This is a genomic window from uncultured Imperialibacter sp. (assembly GCF_963974565.1).
Classification (GTDB): domain Bacteria; phylum Bacteroidota; class Bacteroidia; order Cytophagales; family Cyclobacteriaceae; genus Imperialibacter; species Imperialibacter roseus.
The window spans coordinates 1-21,689 of the sequence record NZ_CAXBCJ010000004.1 but is presented as its reverse complement, the minus strand read 5'-3'; the positions used below and the strand labels follow the sequence as shown (position 1 = coordinate 21,689).

The 21,689-nt window shown below is 47.7% G+C and carries 15 protein-coding genes; 11 read left to right on the top strand and 4 right to left on the bottom strand.

The window, feature by feature from the left end; genetic code table 11:
* Positions 1 to 18: 18 nt before the first annotated feature.
* On the bottom strand, positions 19 to 2,445 hold the full coding sequence (locus AAC052_RS06775; RefSeq protein WP_317490960.1) for a bifunctional aminotransferase class I/II-fold pyridoxal phosphate-dependent enzyme/GNAT family N-acetyltransferase: 2,427 nt from the start codon (positions 2,443 to 2,445) through the stop codon (positions 19 to 21).
* Between the two features lie 132 nt (positions 2,446 to 2,577).
* Between AAC052_RS06775 and AAC052_RS06770 the strand changes: the two genes are divergently transcribed.
* From AAC052_RS06770 to AAC052_RS06750, 5 genes are all read left to right on the top strand, one after another.
* Positions 2,578 to 2,958, top strand: a complete 381-nt coding sequence (locus AAC052_RS06770; protein ID WP_317490959.1) for a hypothetical protein — start codon at positions 2,578 to 2,580, stop codon at positions 2,956 to 2,958.
* A gap of 24 nt (positions 2,959 to 2,982) precedes the next feature.
* Positions 2,983 to 3,465: a YkgJ family cysteine cluster protein gene (locus tag AAC052_RS06765; protein ID WP_339811951.1), complete on the top strand. Its 483-nt coding sequence runs from the start codon at positions 2,983 to 2,985 to the stop codon at positions 3,463 to 3,465.
* Positions 3,466 to 3,579: 114 nt separating this feature from the next.
* Positions 3,580 to 4,434 carry a DUF6089 family protein gene (locus AAC052_RS06760; RefSeq protein ID WP_317490957.1) on the top strand — a complete coding sequence of 285 codons (855 nt, stop codon included), beginning with the start codon at positions 3,580 to 3,582 and terminating at the stop codon, positions 4,432 to 4,434.
* A 171-nt stretch (positions 4,435 to 4,605) separates the two neighbouring features.
* Entirely contained in the window at positions 4,606 to 7,032 is a 2,427-nt protein-coding gene (locus AAC052_RS06755; RefSeq protein ID WP_339811949.1) for a penicillin acylase family protein, read from the top strand.
* Positions 7,029 to 7,400: a hypothetical protein gene (locus AAC052_RS06750; RefSeq protein ID WP_317490955.1), complete on the top strand. Its 372-nt coding sequence runs from the start codon at positions 7,029 to 7,031 to the stop codon at positions 7,398 to 7,400. The genes AAC052_RS06755 and AAC052_RS06750 overlap by 4 nt, the downstream gene beginning before the upstream one ends.
* 55 nt (positions 7,401 to 7,455) lie before the next feature.
* On the opposite strand, the gene AAC052_RS06745 is transcribed toward AAC052_RS06750, so the two are convergent.
* Positions 7,456 to 8,136: an ABC transporter ATP-binding protein gene (locus tag AAC052_RS06745; RefSeq protein WP_151998560.1), complete on the bottom strand. Its 681-nt coding sequence runs from the start codon at positions 8,134 to 8,136 to the stop codon at positions 7,456 to 7,458.
* Positions 8,137 to 8,214: 78 nt separating this feature from the next.
* Positions 8,215 to 10,197: a CocE/NonD family hydrolase gene (locus tag AAC052_RS06740; RefSeq protein WP_339811947.1), complete on the bottom strand. Its 1,983-nt coding sequence runs from the start codon at positions 10,195 to 10,197 to the stop codon at positions 8,215 to 8,217.
* A gap of 150 nt (positions 10,198 to 10,347) precedes the next feature.
* On the opposite strand from AAC052_RS06740, the gene AAC052_RS06735 reads away from it, so the two are divergent.
* From AAC052_RS06735 to AAC052_RS06710, 6 genes are all read left to right on the top strand, one after another.
* Positions 10,348 to 12,789, top strand: a complete 2,442-nt coding sequence (locus AAC052_RS06735; RefSeq protein ID WP_339811944.1) for an ABC transporter permease — start codon at positions 10,348 to 10,350, stop codon at positions 12,787 to 12,789.
* A gap of 261 nt (positions 12,790 to 13,050) precedes the next feature.
* Positions 13,051 to 13,548, top strand: a complete 498-nt coding sequence (msrB, locus tag AAC052_RS06730; RefSeq protein WP_317490952.1) for a peptide-methionine (R)-S-oxide reductase MsrB — start codon at positions 13,051 to 13,053, stop codon at positions 13,546 to 13,548.
* A gap of 502 nt (positions 13,549 to 14,050) precedes the next feature.
* Positions 14,051 to 14,926 carry an alpha/beta hydrolase gene (locus AAC052_RS06725; protein WP_339811940.1) on the top strand — a complete coding sequence of 292 codons (876 nt, stop codon included), beginning with the start codon at positions 14,051 to 14,053 and terminating at the stop codon, positions 14,924 to 14,926.
* A 265-nt stretch (positions 14,927 to 15,191) separates the two neighbouring features.
* Entirely contained in the window at positions 15,192 to 17,486 is a 2,295-nt protein-coding gene (locus AAC052_RS06720) for an aminotransferase class III-fold pyridoxal phosphate-dependent enzyme (protein WP_339811939.1), read from the top strand.
* A 144-nt stretch (positions 17,487 to 17,630) separates the two neighbouring features.
* Entirely contained in the window at positions 17,631 to 17,978 is a 348-nt protein-coding gene (locus AAC052_RS06715; RefSeq protein WP_339811937.1) for a PadR family transcriptional regulator, read from the top strand.
* A complete protein-coding gene (locus AAC052_RS06710) occupies positions 17,971 to 20,598 on the top strand; it encodes an ABC transporter permease (RefSeq protein ID WP_339811935.1) in 2,628 nt (875 codons plus the stop codon). The genes AAC052_RS06715 and AAC052_RS06710 overlap by 8 nt, the downstream gene beginning before the upstream one ends.
* Positions 20,599 to 20,681: 83 nt before the next feature.
* On the opposite strand, the gene AAC052_RS06705 is transcribed toward AAC052_RS06710, so the two are convergent.
* Positions 20,682 to 21,641: an Ig-like domain-containing protein gene (locus AAC052_RS06705; protein WP_339811933.1), complete on the bottom strand. Its 960-nt coding sequence runs from the start codon at positions 21,639 to 21,641 to the stop codon at positions 20,682 to 20,684.
* Between the last annotated feature and the right edge of the window lie 48 nt (positions 21,642 to 21,689).

Here is a 21,689-nt window from a genome sequence, read left to right as displayed (position 1 = left end):
AAACTAATTCCTTTTAAATTAAGCCTGGCTCACAGCCAACTGCTCAATCTGTTCCATATTAAAGTTGTCCTTGATTTGAACAAACGCCACCTTTGGATGCACGCTAGCGCCAAATTTCTTCTTCTCAATCGTGGCCGAGATACCTAGTCGCAGCGTCTGATAGCCAAGCGTGTTTGCCTGCTGAAGCGTTCTGTAAATAGTTTGCCTGTAGATATTGTACTTTTCAAGATATTCATAGTCCATTCCTATCAAAAGGAAGGTATATACTCCAGCGTCGTTCCGGTAATTAAAGGCAACAGCAACAGGTTTCTGGTTACTATCGAATTCAGGCTTCAGTTTCAGCACCACAAACTCCCACCCGGCTTCACCTGGCATCATTTGAAAAAATTTATCAGGATAGTCAAACACATTAATGGCAAAGTTCCTGTTCCTGACATTTCTAAACAGGTCCTGAAAATGTCTCATATCCTCTTTTGAGGGTGCATTTACCACCTCAACATCAAACATATGCTCATACTTCAGTACATCGTAACGTATGTGGCGACGTGAGCGGGTTGACAGCCCCGAAAGGAATTCGTCTGTGTTTTTCCATCCAAGCTTGTCAATTACGCAAGAGTCGGGAACATCAACTTTTACAAAGCCCTGGTCGTGAAACACCTCCTTCAGTTGAGGGTCGTTGTCATCAAAGTCTCTCAGATAGGTAGCGCTTATTTTCTCAGACTCCTGAATTTCACCGACCTTTCCAATCATGATCCTGACAGCTTCTTCCCACTGGCTATGCCCCTTATTCAGGTAAAAGTGGTTGCCTTCGGTCATCAACGAACCCATCACAAGGGTTTGTGAAGTCAGCAGATAGGGGTTATATTTTCTATCCTCTTCAAGTTGAATGGAAACGCCAGCCTGGGCAAATATATCATCCTTGCAGAGTGCACTTGAGAAGAACGTAGCCAAAACTGGTGTTCCTTCACCGTCCCGCACCATCAGATAGTGGAATTTCCAATTTTCCTCAGGAAGGTCGTTGCCAGAAAATGCCTCCTCAATGAATTTCATACCCTTCCAGTCGACAGACATGTTCTTGCTGATAAGCCTGTTCCACTCTTCTTCTGGAAATGCTTCTATGGTTGAGCTCACCTGCGCTGTAAGCTCCGAAGTGACTTTTGCTTCTAAAGTTGCCTTCTCACTCAACAATGGCATTTTAAATGATTTGCGTACTTCGTTCTCCGTTTTGCCCTCATCTTCCAATGCCTTCGGGTAGTGGTAGTCCATCGCCTCCACAAAGCCTTCAATGTCTGCTTCGCTATTGTGGCAAGAGATTGTAAACCGAACCCCTGTATTTTTCACAGGCACCGCCGGAAACACACCCAGGTTGACATAATACCCTTCTTTCATCAGCCGTTCTACAAAATTGTATCCTGTGGCAGGCATGCCTGTGCCTATAAAGAAAATAGGGCACTCATTTTCGACCACCAGCGGAAGGTCAGTTTGCCGAATAAGCTCATTGCAAAACTCAATCTTACCAGCTAACCGCTGCTGCATGGCATATATCTCATCCGAAAGGTGAATTTTCGCTGAAGCAATAGCAGCACCAAGCATGGGTGGTTCTATTTGCACTGAGAAAGTAAGAGGACCACCGAATATTTTTACTTTGCGTCGCATTTCCTCTTCGGGAAAGACAATGAGCCCGCCGGTGGCGCCAAAGCACTTGCCCATGGTTGCGCACAGCACCATTTTTCTATGCATCTTAACCTGGCTCATGATAAAGCCTGTGCCATGCTCACCTGCCCAACTCATTCCATGGGCATCGTCAACGTACAAGTAGAGTTGATCATATTTATCTGCCAGCTTTTGCATTTCCTTTATCGGAGCCACATCGCCATACATAGAATACACGCCATCGGCCATGTACCAGATGCGGTTGTACTTAGAGCGCAATTCTTGTATTCTTTCCTCCAGCATTTCGAGGTTGCTATGGCGGATAATCTCTACCCGCACACCTTTTGGTTTCAGCATTTGCACGGCACTTTGTATGCTGGCATGCACTTGCTGATCCAGGATAACAACGTCGTCGTCTCTTATAATAGAAGGTATCACTGTGATGTGCCCAAGGGTACTATTCTTAGTGAGAATAACAGGATAACCATACATTGCTTCTATCAAATTCTCCAACTCAGCATATAGTGGTGACGACACATAAGTCTTCGACATAGGAAACTGGGTGCCATATTTAGTCACGGCATCAATCACACCAGCCTTTAGCCTCGAATCTTGTTCCAGCCCCAGATAACCGCATGTGCCAAAGTGTTTCAATTCCCTGTCATTGATCCTTAGGGTTGAGCCTGACAAGGAGTCTCCCTGAGAGTGAAGGTGGACAATGCCTTTGTTAGCGGCACTGGTAATAATATCATCAATTGTATCCAGTAAATGATTGTGACGTGTTTTAGCCATGAGAAAAATAGTTTACTTTTGAAGCTTGCTAGAGATTAGTTTTTGTTAATTACGACTCAAAATTACTCTGCCATCTATCCTGAATATGCCCTAATGAACTAAGAACCCTACATCCGTAACAGAGTAAATGATATGATAGAAAACCAGTACATAAAGATTTGGACAGAAGACGATATCATGTTTGGGTATTACAAAGTGGACGAGGTCGATCTGGAAGTGGCCAACCACATGATTACCGCTCGGGTAGAAGCCTGCGACGGAAAGACATATCCTTTCCTGGGGGATGTTTCAAGTGTAAAAACCATCACAAAAGACGCCCGTTCGGCTTTTGCTGAGGGGGATGGAATCAAAAATATGAACGCTTGTGCGCTGGTTGTCGGGTCGCCAGTCAATCGGCTGCTGGGTAATTTTTTTCTCAGCGTGAGCAAACCCACCATACCTACGAGGCTCTTTACCTCACAGGAAGATGCTTTAGGCTGGCTTTCAACATTTAAAAAAGAAAATGTGGATTAGTGGGCGCTTCCTTACATGCATACAATGGATTTAGAACGGTTCGCTTCTGACGCAATCAGTAAAAAGCCAGGGTTTCAGAAGTTTATTTCAAGAATTAAAAGGAAAAGAATCCCCCATTTGGACGATGTTTTTCACTCACTTCATGAAGAAGTGTTTGACGAAGTGGATTGCTTGACCTGCGCCAATTGCTGCAAGACCACCAGCCCCATTTTTATCGGAGCCGATATCGACAGGATCTCCAGATTTTTAAAAATTAAGCCATCTGCGTTTACCGAACAGTATTTAAAAATTGACAATGAGGGCGACTACGTGCTGAAAAGCTCCCCCTGTGCCTTTCTGGGTGCTGACAACTATTGCTCCATATATGAAGCCCGCCCCAGAGCTTGCAGAGAGTATCCCCACACAAACAGAAAGAAGATGCACCAAATCCTGGATCTCACTATGAGAAACACCCAGGTTTGTCCGGCCGTGTTGCAAATCGTAGAAAGGCTTGAGAAAGTAATATAAATTTTGGGCATCTGTCAGGGTTAAACCATGTTGGCTGGTTTATGAAAATATGGCTTAAAATGAAGGCGGTTGTCCTTAAAATGTAAAACATTTCCTATTTTCGGCCTTAGGCGTATGAAAAAAGCTATCCTCCTTGCCATTTTATTGATTCCTTTTATAAAGGTGTCGGCCCAGAATTTTTTATCCTGGCAATACAACGACCGTTATTTCAGTCTGACTGCCGGAACTGGTCACACGCTGTACCTGGGAGAGCTGAACAACGGAAAGGGGTTTCAACAGGGGCTTTCCAATCTCAACCTTGGAGTTGAGTGCCGCTTGCTTACCCGGTGGGCAGCCAGGGCTGAGTTTGTCTACTATAATATATCGGGTAGTGACACCTATGCCGAAGACAGCAGCTTCAACAAGCAACGCAACCTTTCTTTTCGTTCCAATAATTTTGAAGGGCAATTGGGGGCTATGTATTACTTCAAGCCCTATAATAAAATCTATCATCAGAGAAGAAAGTTTGAACCGTACGCACATGTTGCGGTTGGGGTGACAACAGTAAACCCCAAAGCCCAGCTCGACGGGAAATGGGAAGCACTCCGCCCTTTAGCGACTGAGGGCACTACCTACAAAGGAACTGCGATCGTTATTCCATTTGGTGTGGGAGTAAAAGCCAGGATTAACGAGTTCATTAACCTGGTTGGCGAAGTCGGTTACCGCTACACGTTTACCGACAGGCTCGACGATGTGTCCGAAAACTACGGAAGCGGTCTTTCAGGCAAAGCTCTCACCCTTTCTAACAGGAAGGATGAAATAGACATGGTAAATGAAACGGCCTACGAGGCCATGATACCCGGAGCAAAGCGAGGTGAAGCCGGGAATGATTCTTACCTGCTGTTGCAATGGAAACTTGAATTCTACCTTCCCACACACCTTTTCAAAGGTGGTGAAAGCTGGTTCTCCAAGCCTTCTGCTTTCCATTAAAACGACAAAGCAGCAAGCCACACTCCTGCTTCATATTTCCCCGGCCATAGCCCTGAGGTCGTTGATCAACCCGCAACGACCACCTAAAAAAACATCGATCACATTTTTTGACGAATCTCTGAAGACCTTTTCAAAAGTGGCTATATTTCGACGTAGAAACCCAGCCCCAGAATGAAAGTATTTAAATTTGTCTTTTTCACAATAATAACGATCGTTCTTGTAGTCGTTCTGAATTCCAAAAATGGCAATATCCCACCACTGGGAAAGTTCCTTAATCCGATGAGTGGCTTCTGGGCCAACAGCGAATACACTGCTATCAAAGCACCAGAGCAGCTAGCTTTGGATGGCCTGGAAGAACCTGTGAAAATATACTGGGACAAAGACCTGATTCCGCACATTTTCGCTGAAAGCGACCACGATCTCTACTTTGCAGAAGGATATACTATCGCCTTCCACCGGCTTTGGCAAATGGAGTTTCAGCTCTACAAAACAGCGGGCCGGCTATCGGAAATTCTTGGCCCCCTCACCCTGTCGCTTGATCAGCAGCAACGAAGAAAAGGACTGGCCTACAGTGCCAGTTGGATGCTTGAGGAGGTAAAAAAAGACAAGGCCATATACGAAATGCTTCAGGCTTATAGCGATGGCGTAAATGCTTACATCGCCACACTGGACTACAAAGACCTTCCAATAGAATATAAACTGCTCGACTATGAGCCAGAACCATTTAGCCCATATAAAATATGTCTGCTACTCAAAGAAATGTCTGATCAGCTTTCTTCTGGAGAAGCCGACCTTGAAAACACCAACATGGTGAGGCTTCTGGGTAAAGACACGTTCAATTTTTTGTTTCCTGACAGAGACCCAGGCATCGATCCAATTATTACCGCAGGCACTAAGTTTGACTTCGAACCCTTAAGAGTTGCTAACCCCAACGACTCTTTACCACTTACAAAAGTAAAGCAGGTCATCAGCAAGCCTGACCCAAAAAACGGCAGTAACAACTTTGCCGTAGCTGGTAGCAAAACTGCGAGCGGGCATGTGTTGCTGGCCAACGAACCGGATCTTGGCCTCAACTTACCTTCCATCTGGTATGCGGCACATTTGCATAGCCCATCAGTAAATGTAATGGGCGCAGTTTTTCCCGGATCGCCCGGTATCACCATTGGGTTTACAGATTCCATCGCTTTTGGATTCACCAACGCCAAGAGAGATGTGGCTGACTGGTTCTACATCCAATTCAGAAATGATGACCGTGACGAATACCTCTACGACGGTAAATGGCTGAAAACACAGAAAGTGATAGAAGAAATTACAGTTAGAGGCGAGGACACTAAGTATGACACAGTGATCTACACCCACTTTGGCCCTGTTACCTACGACCGAAACTTCAAAGGCAACGGCGAGCAGGTGAATTTTGCGTTTCGGTGGACGGCACACGACACGTCCAACGACTTCCGTCTATTCTATCATTTCAACCGGGGCAAAAACTACAACGACTACCTGGAGGGGCTCAAACACTACTCAGGGCCACCACAAAACATTGTCTACGGAGATGTGCACGGCAATATTGCCATGTGGGTGCAGGGTAAATTCCCTGTAAAATACCCCGAGCAGGGAAAATTCCTGATGGACGGGCGTTACAGTAAATACGACTGGGGGCCTTTCATTCCTCAGCAGCAAAATATCCACGAACTCAATCCAGCCCGGAATTTCGTAAGCTCAGCTAACCAGCACCCGGCAGATGCCACCTACCCCTATTACGTTTACGACTACAATTACGAGCATTATAGAAACAGGCGAATTAACGACCGGCTGAAAATTATGCAGAACATTAAGCCTGAAGACATGATGAAGCTGCAAAACGACAACTATAACTACCTGGCCTACGAGAACCTGACTTTTATGCTCGACAGCCTTGACACCGGAAAGATGGTTGCCCGTACCAGGGAGGTTTATCAACTGTTACGCAAGTGGGACTATTTTAACGACCCCGAAAAGGTGGCGCCGGTCTACTTTGAAGAGTGGTGGGATCAGTTTTATGCATTGCTCTGGGATGAGTTTGACACAATGAGCGTAGCGGCCTACAAGCCGCACAACTACCACACCAGTGTGCTCATGAAAAACAATCCTGATCTCGCTTTCGCCGATGTGCTTGGCACCTCCCGAAAAGAAACGATAAAGGATGTTTTGTCAATTACTTTTGTTTCCTCCCTTGATAGCGTTGAAAGCTGGAAAGGCAATCACAGCGTTGACCTCACCTGGGCCAACTTCAAGAACACCACTATTCAGCATCTCATGCGGCTGGAACCATTCAGTGTAACCGATGTGCAGATTGGCGGCAATCATGGCATAGTCAATGCTGCCAGCCGAAGGCACGGCCCGTCGTGGAGGATGGTGGTGGAGCTGGACAAGGCGGGCGTAAAAGCCTGGGGAGTTTATCCCGGCAGCCAAACCGGCAACCCGGGCAACCCAACTTATGCTGATATGGTCACGCCCTGGGCAACCGGTAAATACCTCAGCCTGCAATTCACATCCCAGCAGGCTGATCTCGCCGCTAATGCGACGCTTGTTCAAACGCTTAACCCTTCCAACAAATGAAACTCATCATAAAAGTAATGCTCATCGCCGGATTGGCTTACCTGTCAGGCCTGTACCTTCCCTGGTGGGGAATGGTAGTGGTGGCTGCAGGCGTGTCGCTGGCAATTCCTACCAGCAGTTTCGGTGCATTTGTAAGTGGCTTTATTGGTGTTGGCTTGCTGTGGATGGTCATTTCATGGAAAATAGACATCGAATCACACAGCATACTTACTGCCAAGGTGGCTGCGCTGTTCAAAGTGGGCGATCCCATTTACCTGGTGATTGGCTCCGGCTTCGTAGGTGCCATTGCTGGCGGGCTGGGGTCGCTGTCAGGCAACAGCTTCCGTCAGATATTCATCAAGAAAAAGAAAGCCAGCTTCTACAGCTAAAAAAATAGCCAGCTGCTGCGCAACTGGCTACAATAGACCATCTCTTTTGAAGGTTCTATTTTTTGTTTTGAACGTCGCTAACGATCATTCCATCTTCCAGCTTCACTATCCGAGTGCCATATTCGGCATACGCCTCGTTGTGAGTTACCTGAATAATGGTCATTCCTTCTTCGTTCAGTTTCTTGAAAAGCTCCATAATATCTTTGCCCTGCTCGGAATGCAGGTTGCCTGTAGGCTCATCGGCTAGAAGCAACTTCGGTTCCCCCACAATAGCCCTGGCAATACCTACCAACTGCTGCTGCCCACCTGAAAGCTGCTCAGGGAAGAGATCCTTTTTTGCCACCATCGAAAAACGGTCGAGCATTTCTGCCACCATGCTGGAGCGCTCCTTACCCTTTACTCCACGGTACAACAAGGGCGTTTCAATGTTTTCATACACAGTCAGCTCATCAATCAGATGATACGCCTGAAAAACAAACCCAATATGGTTTTTATGTAGCTCAGAGGTCTTTCGCTCACTGAATTTATGAACAGGCTCATCAAGGAAATAGTACTCGCCAGCGTTTGGCTTGTCGAGCATACCGATGATGTTCAAGACGGTAGATTTGCCGGAGCCTGACGGTCCCATGATGCTGACAAATTCTCCTTGCTTTACCTCCAGGTCAATCCCTTTAAGTATAAATACCCTCTGAAATTTAGAATCGACGTACTTGTCGATGTTTTGCAGTTTGATCATTATTAGTCCTTTTATTTTGAATGGTTGAGTATACGGAAATTCATATCAAAATGACGAACAATTTATGCAAAAGCTGCATCAGTCTCCAAACGGAATAACAGGCAGCACAATGTGCGAAGGCTGTTCCGGGGTCATATAAACAGTGTTTGCAGCCACTTTCTTAGTGGTAGCCATCCCTTCGGGCTCGCCTGTGTTGAAGTTGAGGTCGAAATGCGGGAAATTACTGCTCGATATATCCAGTCTTACGCTATGCCCCTTTTTGAAAAGGTTGCTACTGGGAAATGGTTCTATGGTAATGGGATATACCTCCCCCGGCGTCATAAGCGTCGGCCTTTCCCATGAATCTCTGTACCTGCATCGTAAAATTCCGTCGGTAATATTCATCGCAAAGCCGTTTGGATAGTCTTCGGACGGCGGATACACATCGACGAGCTTCATGGTGAAATCCGTATCCACACAGTTGGACGATACCCAAAGATTGGCGAGTATATGTCCCGTTACCTCGATGTCCCGCTCCAATGACTCTGTTTGAAAACTGAGCACGTCCGACCGGTCCGACAGCTTTCTGCCTTCACTTTCTGAACCAAAAAACCTCTCACTCTCCACCTGGTCAAAGGCACCACCCTCCATAATGGGGGCACCCGACGTAATGTTTCCACCTACGCTCGGCACGGGATGGTCGGGGTCATATGTAAAGGAAAGAGGCCTATTATCTGCGGCCAGGTCACTTTCCAATCCTCCCCTGCTATTTAAATAAAGTTTCAACTCCTGCGCTTCAGGTATTGGCCATTGCTTAGCAAACCTCCACTTCCCACCATGGTCAAGCCTTCCCTCAGCGTTCTTCCTTCCGCTGCCCCCTCCCATCACAAATACCGCCACCTCTGGCTCCTCTTTGGTGCCGTTATTGTTTCCTTTCATCCATTGATCAAACCAACGCAGCCTGGCGGTGAGGTAGTCGGGTGACAGGTTCGTATCCAGGGTAGCCTGTGGGCCAAAATCAACATCGCCAGCGTAGGTGAAAGACCTCCTTCCATGCATCCACGGCCCAATGATGAGTTTCAAAGGCCCCTTGCCCAGCTTCTTCATGCCCAGATAGTTATCAATAGCCGTTTCGGGATAGGGGTCGTACCAGCCGCTCATGTGAACCTGAGCTGCGTTCGGGAATTTATCATAATATCCCTGCGCATAAATGCCGGGCTGCTTCCAGTAGTCGTCGAAGTCGCCATGCCGCCACTGTTCAAACACATAGTCCTCGTATTCGGGCACGGCGGTAAGCGGAGAGTTGCCAGGCTGCCAGGGCATTTTTTTGAACCAGCCTTTCACGTCCATGTTTTTAAAAGTCTCTTGTACCACTGGGTCTTTCAATGCCTCTGGATCTTTCGGGCCATTGCGAATCGCCCAGGTCACTTGCTTGAGTTCGAACGCCCCACCCTGCCTGATGCCACCCTGGTAGCTATTGGAAAAGCCACCCGAGTCGAGCCACATAGCCACCACACCCGGCGCACCGGCACTTGCCAGAGATGCCTGATTATGGGCAGCATACGACAAACCCATTGTTCCGATCTTCCCGTTACACCAAGGCTGTTTCAAAATCCACTCGCAGGTATCAAAGCCATCATTCGGATCGGACAGGTATTTGACATACTCACCTTCCGAATTGTAGCGGCCACGGCAATCCTGATAGACCACGATGTAGCCTTCGCTGACAAAGAATGCTGCCACCTCGGCCCTGTCCTTATAGGTTGTAGTGTCTGCCGCTGTCACTTCAGAAACGACTGGCAGGTGCTTGCCGTAAGGAGTTCGCTCCAAAATAACCGGAAAAGCCTTGCCGATTCTTTTATTGCTTTTTGCTGGAAAGTAAACGTCGGTGGCAAGTCGTACCCCATCCCGCATGTCTACCATGATATCATTTTCGATAATTGTTTCGAAAGGCGTATAACTTTCTTGTTTGCAGCCCACCAGTACTCCACCGCCATACACCATGAGGCCCAGCAAGCCAGATGTTCGCACAAACTCCCTGCGGCTCAATTCTTTATCAGTAAGCACTCTGTGTATTGGCATTTGTTTTCTATTTTGGAGTAATCCTGGCCGCCACTGCCGTCAACCGATATAAAAATAGTGACACAAGGAAATTGATTTCCACCATTAGCGTAATAAAAGCAACCTTTTTCACATTAATTCGCTCATACAGTAACTCAAAATTCAAAGGACATGCTTAAGAACTACTTCAAAGTGGCGATAAGGAATCTTCTGCGTCACAAAGCCTATTCTCTCATCAATATTCTTGGCCTGTCTATCGGCCTCACCTGCTGCCTGCTGCTTTTCATCTATGTGCAAGACGAGTTGAGCTATGACAAGTTTCACACCAAGAGTGAGCGTATTTACAGAATCAAATACGAAATCAATGGATTCAATCTCGCACGAAGTCCTTTGCCTATTGCTCCGAATCTTGTCTCATTTTTTCCCGAAGTGGAAAAAGCGGCAAGAATGTACAACAGGGACGCCAGTGTCGAAATCGTAGATCAGGCTGGTAATAAAAAGCAATTCGAAGAAGGCAGGATTTTCTTCGCAGACAGCACTATTCAGGACATTTTCACTTTTGAGTACGTGGCTGGCGACCCCGCATCAATGCTCAGAAATCCCTTTTCTGTTGTGCTAACCGATGAAGTAGCTGAGAAGTATTTTGGAAATGAAAACGCCATCGGTAAAACCATTTATCTGGCAGGCAATCACCCTTTCAATGTAACGGGGATAATAAAAGACTTTCCCAGCGCTTCTCATGTTCATTTCAGTATGATCGCTCCGTTCGACAACCTATTTGACATAGAACAGGGCAACGGCCAGGAGCTGAAGCAACGACTCAACCAAAATTGGGTAGCCTCACACCTATACACCTACGCACTGCTGAAAGAAGGGGAGTCAGCGGAAACGGCCAATGCACGGTTCGAAGCTTTCTATGACAAGTTTGTTCCTGAAAACCTCAAATTGGGTCAGAAGTGGTCGTTCTTTCCCATGTCGGACACCCGCCTGTATGCCAATCTTGCTGCAGACCCCGAACCAGTGTCCAGCATCACTTTTGTATATATTTTCTCAGCCATTGCCATTTTGACGCTGCTCATTGCCTGCATCAACTTTATCAACCTGTCCACTGCCAAGTCGCTGCAACGGACAAAAGAGATTGGCATGCGTAAGGTATTGGGTGCCTGGAAAACCCAGCTAGTCATACAATTTCTGGGTGAATCGCTTGTGGTAAGTCTGGTAGCAGCTTTCATTGCTTGTGGGCTCTCATTTTACCTGCTGCCTGCCCTGAATACACTTACCGACAAAGAGCTGTTATTTGGTGACTTCATCACTGCATCCAATGCACTGATGTTCCTTGCTCTGGTGGTCACAACAGCCATCGCTGCCGGACTGTACCCCGCATTCTTTGTAACTAAAATCGATCCGGCCAACTCGCTTAAAGGTATTCTTTCAAATAAAGGAAAAGCGGGTCTTTCGTTTCGTAAGGTACTTGTAATTGTTCAGTTCACCGTTTCCATCATACTGATCTCAGGTGGTATCATAGTATACCAACAAGTCAACTTCATGCGCAATCGACCTATGGGTTTTGAAAAAGACTTCATTATTAACGTGCCGCTTTTTAGCAATAATTTCAATAATGCTTTTGGAGGCGTTGAAGGCAACATGAGGCAACGAATGAACACCTTCGAAGACGAAATGATGAGGAGCCCCAATGTGTTGGCGTCCACCCTTTCCGATAATCCACTAGGCTTGGGATCTGTTTATCGGCCTGTTGTTCCCGATGGACATACAAGAGAAGAAAATATCATAGCGCCTGTGCTCTCGGTAGACTATGACTTTATTGATACATATGGTCTGAACGTTGTTACCGGCAGGGCCTTTGATAAGTCGTTTGGAACTGACCACCTCAACGCAGTGCTCGTTAATGAGTCAGCCGTGAAAGACTACGGCTTTGGCTCTAATGAAGAGGCCATTGGCAAAAAATTCACAGTAGAAGGAAATGACTGCCAGGTGGTTGGAGTAATCAAAGACTTCCATTTCATGACTTTGCAGCAGCCCATAGGGCCATTAGTGTTTCGGGTATCGGTGGCCAACTTCACCATGTTCTCAATTAAAGTTCATCAGCAAAACCTGCCTGCCACCATTGCCGGCATAGAAGAGATTTGGACCAGGCACTTCCCCGAAAAGGCGTTTGAATATTCCTTTCTGGATGAAACGCTCGCATCTTCATACCGAAATGAAGAGCGACTAGGGAAAATCGTAGGCTACTTTGCAGGCATTGCCATTCTTATTTCCTGCCTGGGCTCGTATGGCCTGATCATGTTTCTGGCACAGCAGAAAATGAAGGAAATCAGCATACGAAAGGTGCTGGGTGCCACCATTGGCAACATCATCTTGCTACTGTCCAAAGGATTTGCTCTGCTTGTTTTGCTTTCGCTGTTGATTGCCGTGCCCGTGGTTTACTACTTTATGGATGGGTGGCTTAGCGACTTTAGCTTTCGCATCAATATCGGGCCGGGAAGCTTCCTGCTGGCAGGTGGCTTGACGCTTTTGATCGTCGGCCTGACCATTAGCTATCAGGCGATCAAAGCAGCTTATTCGAATCCGGTGAGCACGCTGAGGAACGAATAGCTGGGTAAAAAAAAAATAGCAAAAGGAAAAAAACAAAGAAGTTCCAAATTCGAAATTGAAGGGTAACTCCACCGATCGGTAATTTGGCAGTAGGCCTAAGTCTGGAGCTTTGTATTTGATGTTAATTTGCCTTTTTGTTTTTGAGCCTTGTTGTTTGCTCGTGTGTGTATTCGGTCTTCTTCGTGACGTTTCGCTCAAATAAAGCGAACCTGGCAAACCAACAATGTTGTTAACTTCGTAGTTATACCAAAAAAGAAAGCCATGAAGAACTTATTGATAAAAATGACTGGTCTTGCCTTGTTGGCGTTCGTTACCAGCTGCCAGGCACAGGGACAGAAAGAAGTTGCGGCCAATACGGGCACAGGAGAGTTTAAGCTAACAGAAGCGCAATGGAAAGAAAAGCTAACAGCCGACCAATACTATGTGCTGAGAGAAAAGGGAACTGAAAGGGCTTTCACTGGCAAATACTGGGACAACCACGATAAAGGACAATACAATTGTGCCGCATGTGGGTTGCCACTATTCAGTTCACAAACCAAATTTGAGTCTGGCACCGGATGGCCAAGTTTCTACCAGCCGCTTGAAAAAAAGAACATCCTCGTCGGAACCGATAAATCGCTCGGCATGGTGAGAGACGAAGTGCTATGTGCCCGCTGTGGCGGTCACCTTGGTCACGTATTTCCTGATGGACCCAAGCCAACCGGACTGAGGTACTGCCTGAATTCGGTGTCGCTGGAGTTTGTAGCAGAGAAAAAATAAACCAGACCCCGCAAAAAACAAACACGAAAGGCAAAGCCCAAACAAGGTTCAGATTCGAAGGAAAATAAACGTAGAAGTAGAATAAGATTTCGCTTGGCAAATGCCTGGTGGGAAGTACTGGTTCTCATTCCAATTGCGGAGCGACTTGATGAGTGCGGGAGCAATCTGTTTATTAGAATTTTACCCCTTATAGCCAGATTGCCACGGGCCATTAGCCATTGACCTGGGAAAGAACTACATAATGGCCTCGCAATCACCGTTCGGCAGCAACTGCCTTTCAAAATTTCAACCTTCCCCTTTTGAGTTTTATTTGATTTTTGTCTTTTGATTCTTGGTATTTCGCCGCTTGGCTGTAATTTCCTTTTCAAAAAAAAGAAACATGAAATAGCCATAATGACAAGCATACCCAACGGATATGAATAAAGTCGGCAGACAAGCAACTATCACTTCCGAAAGGTCTTTGGCTATTCCATCTAACCGCTGAAAAACAAATTTTATAAAGATGAAATACCTACTCTTACTTGGAATCATTTGCATATCGATGAACAGCTTCGCTCAGGAAAAAATATACCTCTGGCCTGACGGTGCCCCCATGGCCAAAAGCAAAGAAGATGCCGATCAGCCCTACATGATGGCTTACAATCCTGCTACCAAAAACGCACAGAAATCCGCAGTTGTTATCTGCCCCGGCGGCGGCTACGGGCATCTGGCCGACGACCACGAAGGCAAGCAGGTGGCCAAATGGTACAACGACCGTGGCGTAACTGCCTATGTGCTCTACTACCGCCTGGGTTTTCACAAAAGTGGCTACACCCACCCGGTGCCCCTGATGGATGCAGAAAGAGCACTAAGAACGGTAAGAGCCAATGCTGGTAAGTGGGGGCTCGACCCCAACAAGGTAGGTATCATGGGCTTCTCCGCCGGTGGGCACCTGGCGTCCAGTCTTGGCACACATTTCACTGATGGTGACAAAAGCAGCAAAGACCCTGTCGAAAAAGTCAGTTCCAGACCGAACTACATGGTGCTCGGCTATCCGGTAATCAATATGGACGATAGCTTCACTCACCGGGGCTCTATGTTCAACCTGCTGGGCGACTCGCCCAACAAGGCAGAGCAAACCTTGATGTCGAACGAAAAACAGGTAACCAACCTCACTCCGCCTACTTTCTTGGTGCACACCACAGAAGACTCGGCCGTGCCCGTAGAAAACAGCCTTTACTTCTACCTGGCCCTGAAGAAAGCAGGAGTGCCTGCCGAAATGCATATTTATGAAAAAGGCGCTCACGGGTTAGGGATGGTGAACACTAAAAACGAAGTATTCAATTCCTGGGCCGATAGGCTGGCCGACTGGCTGAAGGTACATCAGGTGATTGACTAGGCCATTTACTAAATTTGTCGTGCCACCAGCTACGGCTGTGGGCACGACAAATACCCCCAAATCTCTAAATCTAAAAAGGTGAAGCCTCCTCCCAAATAAAGCTCTCGATCTTAATTGCCCCCGACACGGCGGGCGGGAGAAAAATGGTGGAGGGGTGCGGGACAAATGGCCCGTGCGTTAATTTTTCGATGATTTTTGGTTACTTTTCATCCTAGGAAAAGTAACAGCCCGTCCGGCTTGAGGACAAAAGCACAAATCATACCTGATGACCGATAAGTTTGACGTTCTTTTATTGATCAAGGAACACTACCACCTCGCCTGCACCAACTCCAAAAGCCTCGAAGGCTACGACAGCACCAACTTCAAAGTCATAACGGACAATGGCACCTTCCTACTCAAAATTTATCAGGACGAGCCTGGCCTTGAAGAACTGCTGGATGCCGAGAATAAAATTCTATTGCTGCTCAACAACAAGCTGCCGGGCTACTTCTCCAACCCCATCGCCAATGTCCGGCAGGAGCTAGTCACCATCATCCAAACCAACGGAGGCGAAACCATCTTCCTGCGTCTGCTCACCTTTCTTGAAGGATCCTTCTTTGCCGAGTCAACCCCAAGCACTGCCCTCCATTACTCATTGGGCCAACTTCTTGGCAAAATGGACAAGGCGTTAACCGGGCAATACTACTCAGCCGTTGCTGCTAAAGACTTCGATTGGGATTTGAAACTGTACGCACGCAACCTTCAGCATACCTCCCACATCGAAGATCCAAAAAAACGCAAATGGGCTGAGTACTTTTACTTGCAGCAAAAGGAGATCGTGGATCCTCTCCTGCCTTCATTGCGAAAATCTATCCTCCACGGAGACGCCAACGATTGGAACCTGCTGGTGAATGGCGACAAAGTCACTGGCCTGATCGACTTTGGCGACATGTGCTACAGTCCTCTCATCAACGAGCTGGCCATAGCGCTTACCTACGTGATGTTTGAGAAAGAAGAACCGCTGGAATGGGCCATCCCGGTGCTGACCGGCTACCATGAGGTGCTGCCCTTGGATGAGAAAGAAATTGATCTGCTGTTTTACCTCATCGGCACCCGCCTGGCGGTGAGTGTGAGCAAATCGGCTTACACAAAAACCCTGAAGCCCTACAGCGACTACATTACTATTAGCGAAAAACCAGCCTGGGAGCTGCTGGAAAAATGGGTTCGAATGAATCCCAGACGGGTCAGTCACGAGTTTCGCACAGCTATTGGCTTGCCTCCGACTATTACCGACAACACCAATGAGCTGCTGAGCAAAAGGCTTAAAGTAGCTAGTAAGGCATTGTCCATCAGCTTCGACAAGCCCGTCCACATGGTGAGTGCCGCCTTTCAGTACATGCACGACGACCTGGGCAACACCTACCTCGATGCTTATAACAATATTCCGCACGTAGGGCACTGCCACCCCAGAGTGGTGCAGGCTGGTCAGCAACAAATGGCCCGGCTCAACACCAATACCCGCTACCTGAGCGAGGTGTACAACAACTATGCAGAGAAGCTGCTGAGCAAGTTTCCGGCTAAGCTATCCAAAGTCTTTTTTGTTAATTCCGGCAGTGCAGCCAGCGACCTGGCCCTGCGGCTGGCCCAAACGCACTCCCGCAAAAAGGGCATTGTGGTAATGGAGCACGGCTACCATGGCAACACCCGGCAGGTGATCGACATCAGTCATTATAAATACAACCGCAAAGGCGGCCAGGGCAAAGCAGAGCACATTCTGGAAGCCACCCTTCCTGACACCTACAAAGGCCAGTACACCCAGAACGACGGTACGGCAGGCAAGCAATATGCTGCCGATTTGATCGCCAGAATAAAAGCAAGTAACCTCGACATCGGCACTTTCATTTCTGAACCTATCGTTGGCTGCGGTGGACAAGTGCCGCTGGCCAAAGGCTACCTGAAAGAAGTATACACCTATATGCGGGCCAATGGAGGTGTATGCATCAACGATGAGGTGCAAACTGGCTTTGGCCGACTCGGTACTTATTTCTGGGGTTTCGAAATGCAGGAAGTGGTTCCCGACATTGTGATCCTTGGCAAGCCCATTGCCAATGGCCACCCGATGGGGGCTGTTGTTACGACTGAGGAAATCGCTGCATCCTTCGAAACAGGAATGGAGTTCTTCAGTTCCTTCGGTGGCAACCCAGTGTCGTGCGCCATAGCCCATGCAGTGCTCGACGTGCTGGAAGAAGAACAACTGCCTGAACATGCACAAAAACTGGGCACCTATCTCCTCAACGGCTTTGAGAACCTGACCAAGAAATACGAATGGGCAGGCAATGCCCGGGGGCAGGGCCTGTTTCTGGGGCTGGAATTGGTGAAAGACAAAACTAAAAAAGAACCCTTCACCGAACTGGCGGCTTTTGTGAAAAACAAACTCAAGGAGCAGAACATCCTCATTGGTACCGACGGGCCTTTCGACAATACACTAAAGATCAAGCCACCCCTGTGCTTCACGCAGGCAAATGCAGATGAGCTGCTACAGGCGATTGATGAGGCGCTCGGTACCTGGACCATCGCCTAACCCGCTCTCGTGCAGGCACTCCCCTCTACCAGCCAGTTACTAATCAAGCCATTCATGAAGTAGTTGCTAACAGACTTTTTCACGCTTTCTGATTTGCGTTTTCGTTATACATTGATTATCTATGTATAAAGACTTCTTAAGTATATGGATTTTTCCAAATCATTGATTGCTGCTTCCTCCAAACCTCTCATCCTCGGTATCCTACAGCAGGGTTCCAACTACGGGTATGACATTATCCAACAAATCAAAACCCTCTCGGGCGGACAACTGGAATGGGCCGACGGCATGCTGTACCCTGTTCTCCACAGGCTGGAGAAAGAGGGGCTGGTCACCTCGCAGTGGAACCAGTCGGACAACGGACGTCACCGCAAGTACTACGCCATTACTGAGCTTGGCAAGGCAGCCATTCATCAGGAACAGGAACACTGGCTGGCTATGCACCATGTACTCCAGAAGCTTTGGTCACTCAACTCAAAAACTTCACATGGATAATCAACAACTCATCGAACGCCACATCATTCAATGGCGCCAACAACTCAGAAAGCAAAAGAACCTGGAAGATGGCGTGATCGCCGAATTGGAAGATCACCTGCGACAAAGTATTGAGCGACTGCAAACGCAGGGCTGCTCTGCAGAAGACGCCTGCAAAAAAGCCATTGAAGAGCTGGGCACTCCTGCCGACATCAACGAAGAAGAGCATTCAGTACAATTCAGGTACAACGGCTCCTACTGGCCACTGCTGGGCAGTTATTTCCTCATTGCGCTGCGCAACATCCGACACAGAAAGTTCATTGCTTCCATCAATGTGCTCGGTCTTACCCTGGGTGTGGCTGTAAGCCTGCTGCTGGGTGTTTATGCTTACGACATCATCACCTATGACCAGTTTCACGAAAATGCTGACGACATTTACTTTTTGTATCGTACCAGGCCCACGCCTGAAGGAGGGCAAATTGACGTGAGCGATACATGGCCACCCCTGGCCGAAGAAGTACAAAAAGCTATTCCCGGCGTCAAAAACATCTCACGAATTATTTTTGGTGGGCAAACGACAATCAGGTACAATGGACAGGATTTCAGCGAAAGAATGGCCTTCGGCGAGCAAGGCATGTTCAATATGTTTTCTTTTCCTTTGGTGCGTGGACAAAAGGCACAGGTTTTCGCCAACCCAAGATCGGTCGTAATAAGTCAAAACATGGCAGAACGACTCTTTGGTGATGCCGACCCGATCGGTAAAACTATAGAGCTGCAGCTTGCTACACCAGTAAGTTATGAGGTAACGGGCGTTTTTGGAGAATTCCCCTTCAACTCCAGCTTCAACTTCAACATGCTGGTAAACATGGAGTCGAGACGGCAGCAGTGGATTGCAGACGGAGATTACGGGTGGGTATCGTCGTTTGTTCTCAGCTTCCTTCAGCTGGAAAACGGAAAAGACCCAGCTACCCTGAAGACACAATTCCCTCAACTAGTGGAGAAATTTGTCACTCCCTCTGAGCGGGGTACCCTGGAGCTGATGCCTCTGGCCGACTATTACGACTTCAACACGGGACAGCAGCAGTACGGCTATTTTCTGGGATATATCTCTTTCGGGCTGCTGCTGATTGCCTTTTTCAACTTTGCGAATCTCAACGCTGCCCAGTCGCTTGGCAGGTTCAAAGAGGTAGCAGTGCGCAAAACGTTTGGCGCCGGGGGCAAAGACCTGGTTCTCCAGTTTACCGGAGAAACTACGTTTCTTTTTGCCGTCGGTAGTATCCTGGGCATAGCATTGGCTTTTATTCTGCTACCCTACTTCATTGACCTTTTTGGACAGCAAATGTCACTCGCATTTCTGTTTGAGCCCATGCCCTTGGTCAGCCTCCTGGCAGGCATTATCGGCCTGGGATTGGTAGCCGGCATTTATCCTACGCTCACCCTTTCCAAGTTGAAGGCCGGAGAAGTGATGCACGGCAGCACCTCTCTAAAGAGGAGCGGCTTTGACCCAAAAAATATTCTTGTCACCTGCCAATTCGCAATTGCCGTGATGCTTGTCAGCGCTGTACTGATCATGTATCAGCAAATCAACTTCATGAAGACGGCAGACATGAATTTCGATCCCGACAATGTACTGATCATCAATGCACGGTCAGGTGAAGGTGAAGAAAACGAACAGCGATGGGCCGCTTTCCGGAATTCGCTCGAAGCAGTGCCTGGCGTGAAATCGGTGAGTGCTTCCAACTCCGCACCAGGCAGGTACAGCGGGAGTTTTGTATTGGTGCAATCGGAAGATGCCAGAGACAGGGCTCCCCTCGACTGGCGGTTTGTGAGTGTCGACGACAAGTATTTCGCCACCATGGACATTGACTTTGTGCAAGGCAGAGATTTTGACATCGACATGCGCTCCGACCAACGCAAGTCGGTCATCAACCAGGCAGCTATGAAACAGCTGGGCTGGGCTTCGGTAGAAGGCCATAAGCTCATGTTCCCCGACTCTGACGAAGGATTTGAGGTGATTGGCGTAGTAAAAGATTTCAACTTCAGGTCATTGGCCAATGCAGTCGAGCCTGTCATCCACGTTTTCCGGGGCAGAAACAGTAACCGCTACAACATGCTGCTGGTACGCCTCAATGCGGCCGGCCTTAGCGAAACCATGGCTCAAATTGAGAGCGCCTGGAAAGGCTTTGACGCCAATCACCCGATTGACTACACTTTTGTCGATCAGCAGTTCCAAAACCTCTACGAGACAGAAGAACGCATAGGCTCGATGACACTCTATGCTACTTTTATGGCCATCCTGGTGGCCGTGCTGGGTATTCTTGGTCTGGCAAGCTTCACTGTGGCACAGCGAATGAAAGAAATGGCCATCAGAAAAGTATTAGGTGCTTCTGTACAACAATTACTCATGATCCTCCTAAAACAAACAACACTTCTATTCCTCGCAAGTTTGCTCATTGCGGTGCCCCTCAACTACTATGTAATGAACGACTGGCTTGAGGGATTCGCCTTCCGAATCAACCTTGGGCCATTCGCCTACTTGCTGGCGGCTGGCATCGTGATGGTTACTTCCTGGGTGGTGCTGGGCAGCTATGCACTAAAGTCGCTGAAGACAAATCCGGCCAGAACATTAAGGAGCGAGTAGACCGGACGGACTGAAAGATTCAGCGACGTGGGGTTTTCATACGAAAACGAAAGGCGGCCATTGTTAACTTCAGCAATGGCCCGCTATTTTTCTACCACCCTTATCACACTGTTGCCATTCACCATTACGTCATAGTCGACCCCGTTAAGTGATATTTCTACACTCACCAGCGCTCCGAGTGAGAGGTCATTAAATTCTGCCTCGGTTACTTCAAGGGTGGCTATTTGAGCGGCATGATTGGCGGCAATATCTATTGCTTCTGTGGTGGCAGCAATTTCCGCTTCGATAGTAAAAGTAAAGCCGTTTGTACTGTACAGAGTGACCTTCCCTGTCGTTACAGGCACATCGATACTCCCTAGAAACACCTTGTATTGGTATTTACCTGCAAATGTCACCACGTTCACAAAGCTGGCGGCCACCAGCTGGCCTTCTTCGGCTGGAATAACGGTCACTGCATCATAAATCCGGGGGTCGTTTTCCCGGTAAGCCTCCACAAACACATAGCCCAGGGTTTTGGCCAACGCCTTTCCAGTGGGATCCACGCTTAGCACATTGGTATTCGAAGATCTCCACTGTATGCTTTTGTCTGTGGCATTTTCCGGCAAAAAAGCTAAATCCAATGATTCCTCTGTGTTGACAAAGGCAACTACCACTGAGTCCCCACCAGCAATCTCGACTGATGACAATGGAATAGGCAGCACATTTACCGTTAGTGTAGCCTCCACTTCTTCGCTCTCACTACTGAGCTTGATGGTGGCTGTGCCTATCGATAAAGCTCTCAGCAAGCCAGTAGCCGATACAGTGGCCACTTCTTCATCCGACGACGTCCATTTCAGGTCATCAATTGTGATAGTATCTGGCAAAATTGTGTATCGAAGCAGCGTGGAATCTTCCATGAGGATGTTTATGTCTCTTTCACTCAAAAGAAGTGTCGGATGCACCTCCTCCACCGGATCAGGCTCGTCTGTTTCGCCACCACAACCAACAACAAAAACACAGGCGATAAAAAAATGCAAAAACGAAATGGTACTGGCTGATTTCATGTGTATATAATTTTGTTTCGATCAAGTAGTAAAGTATCCATAACAAGG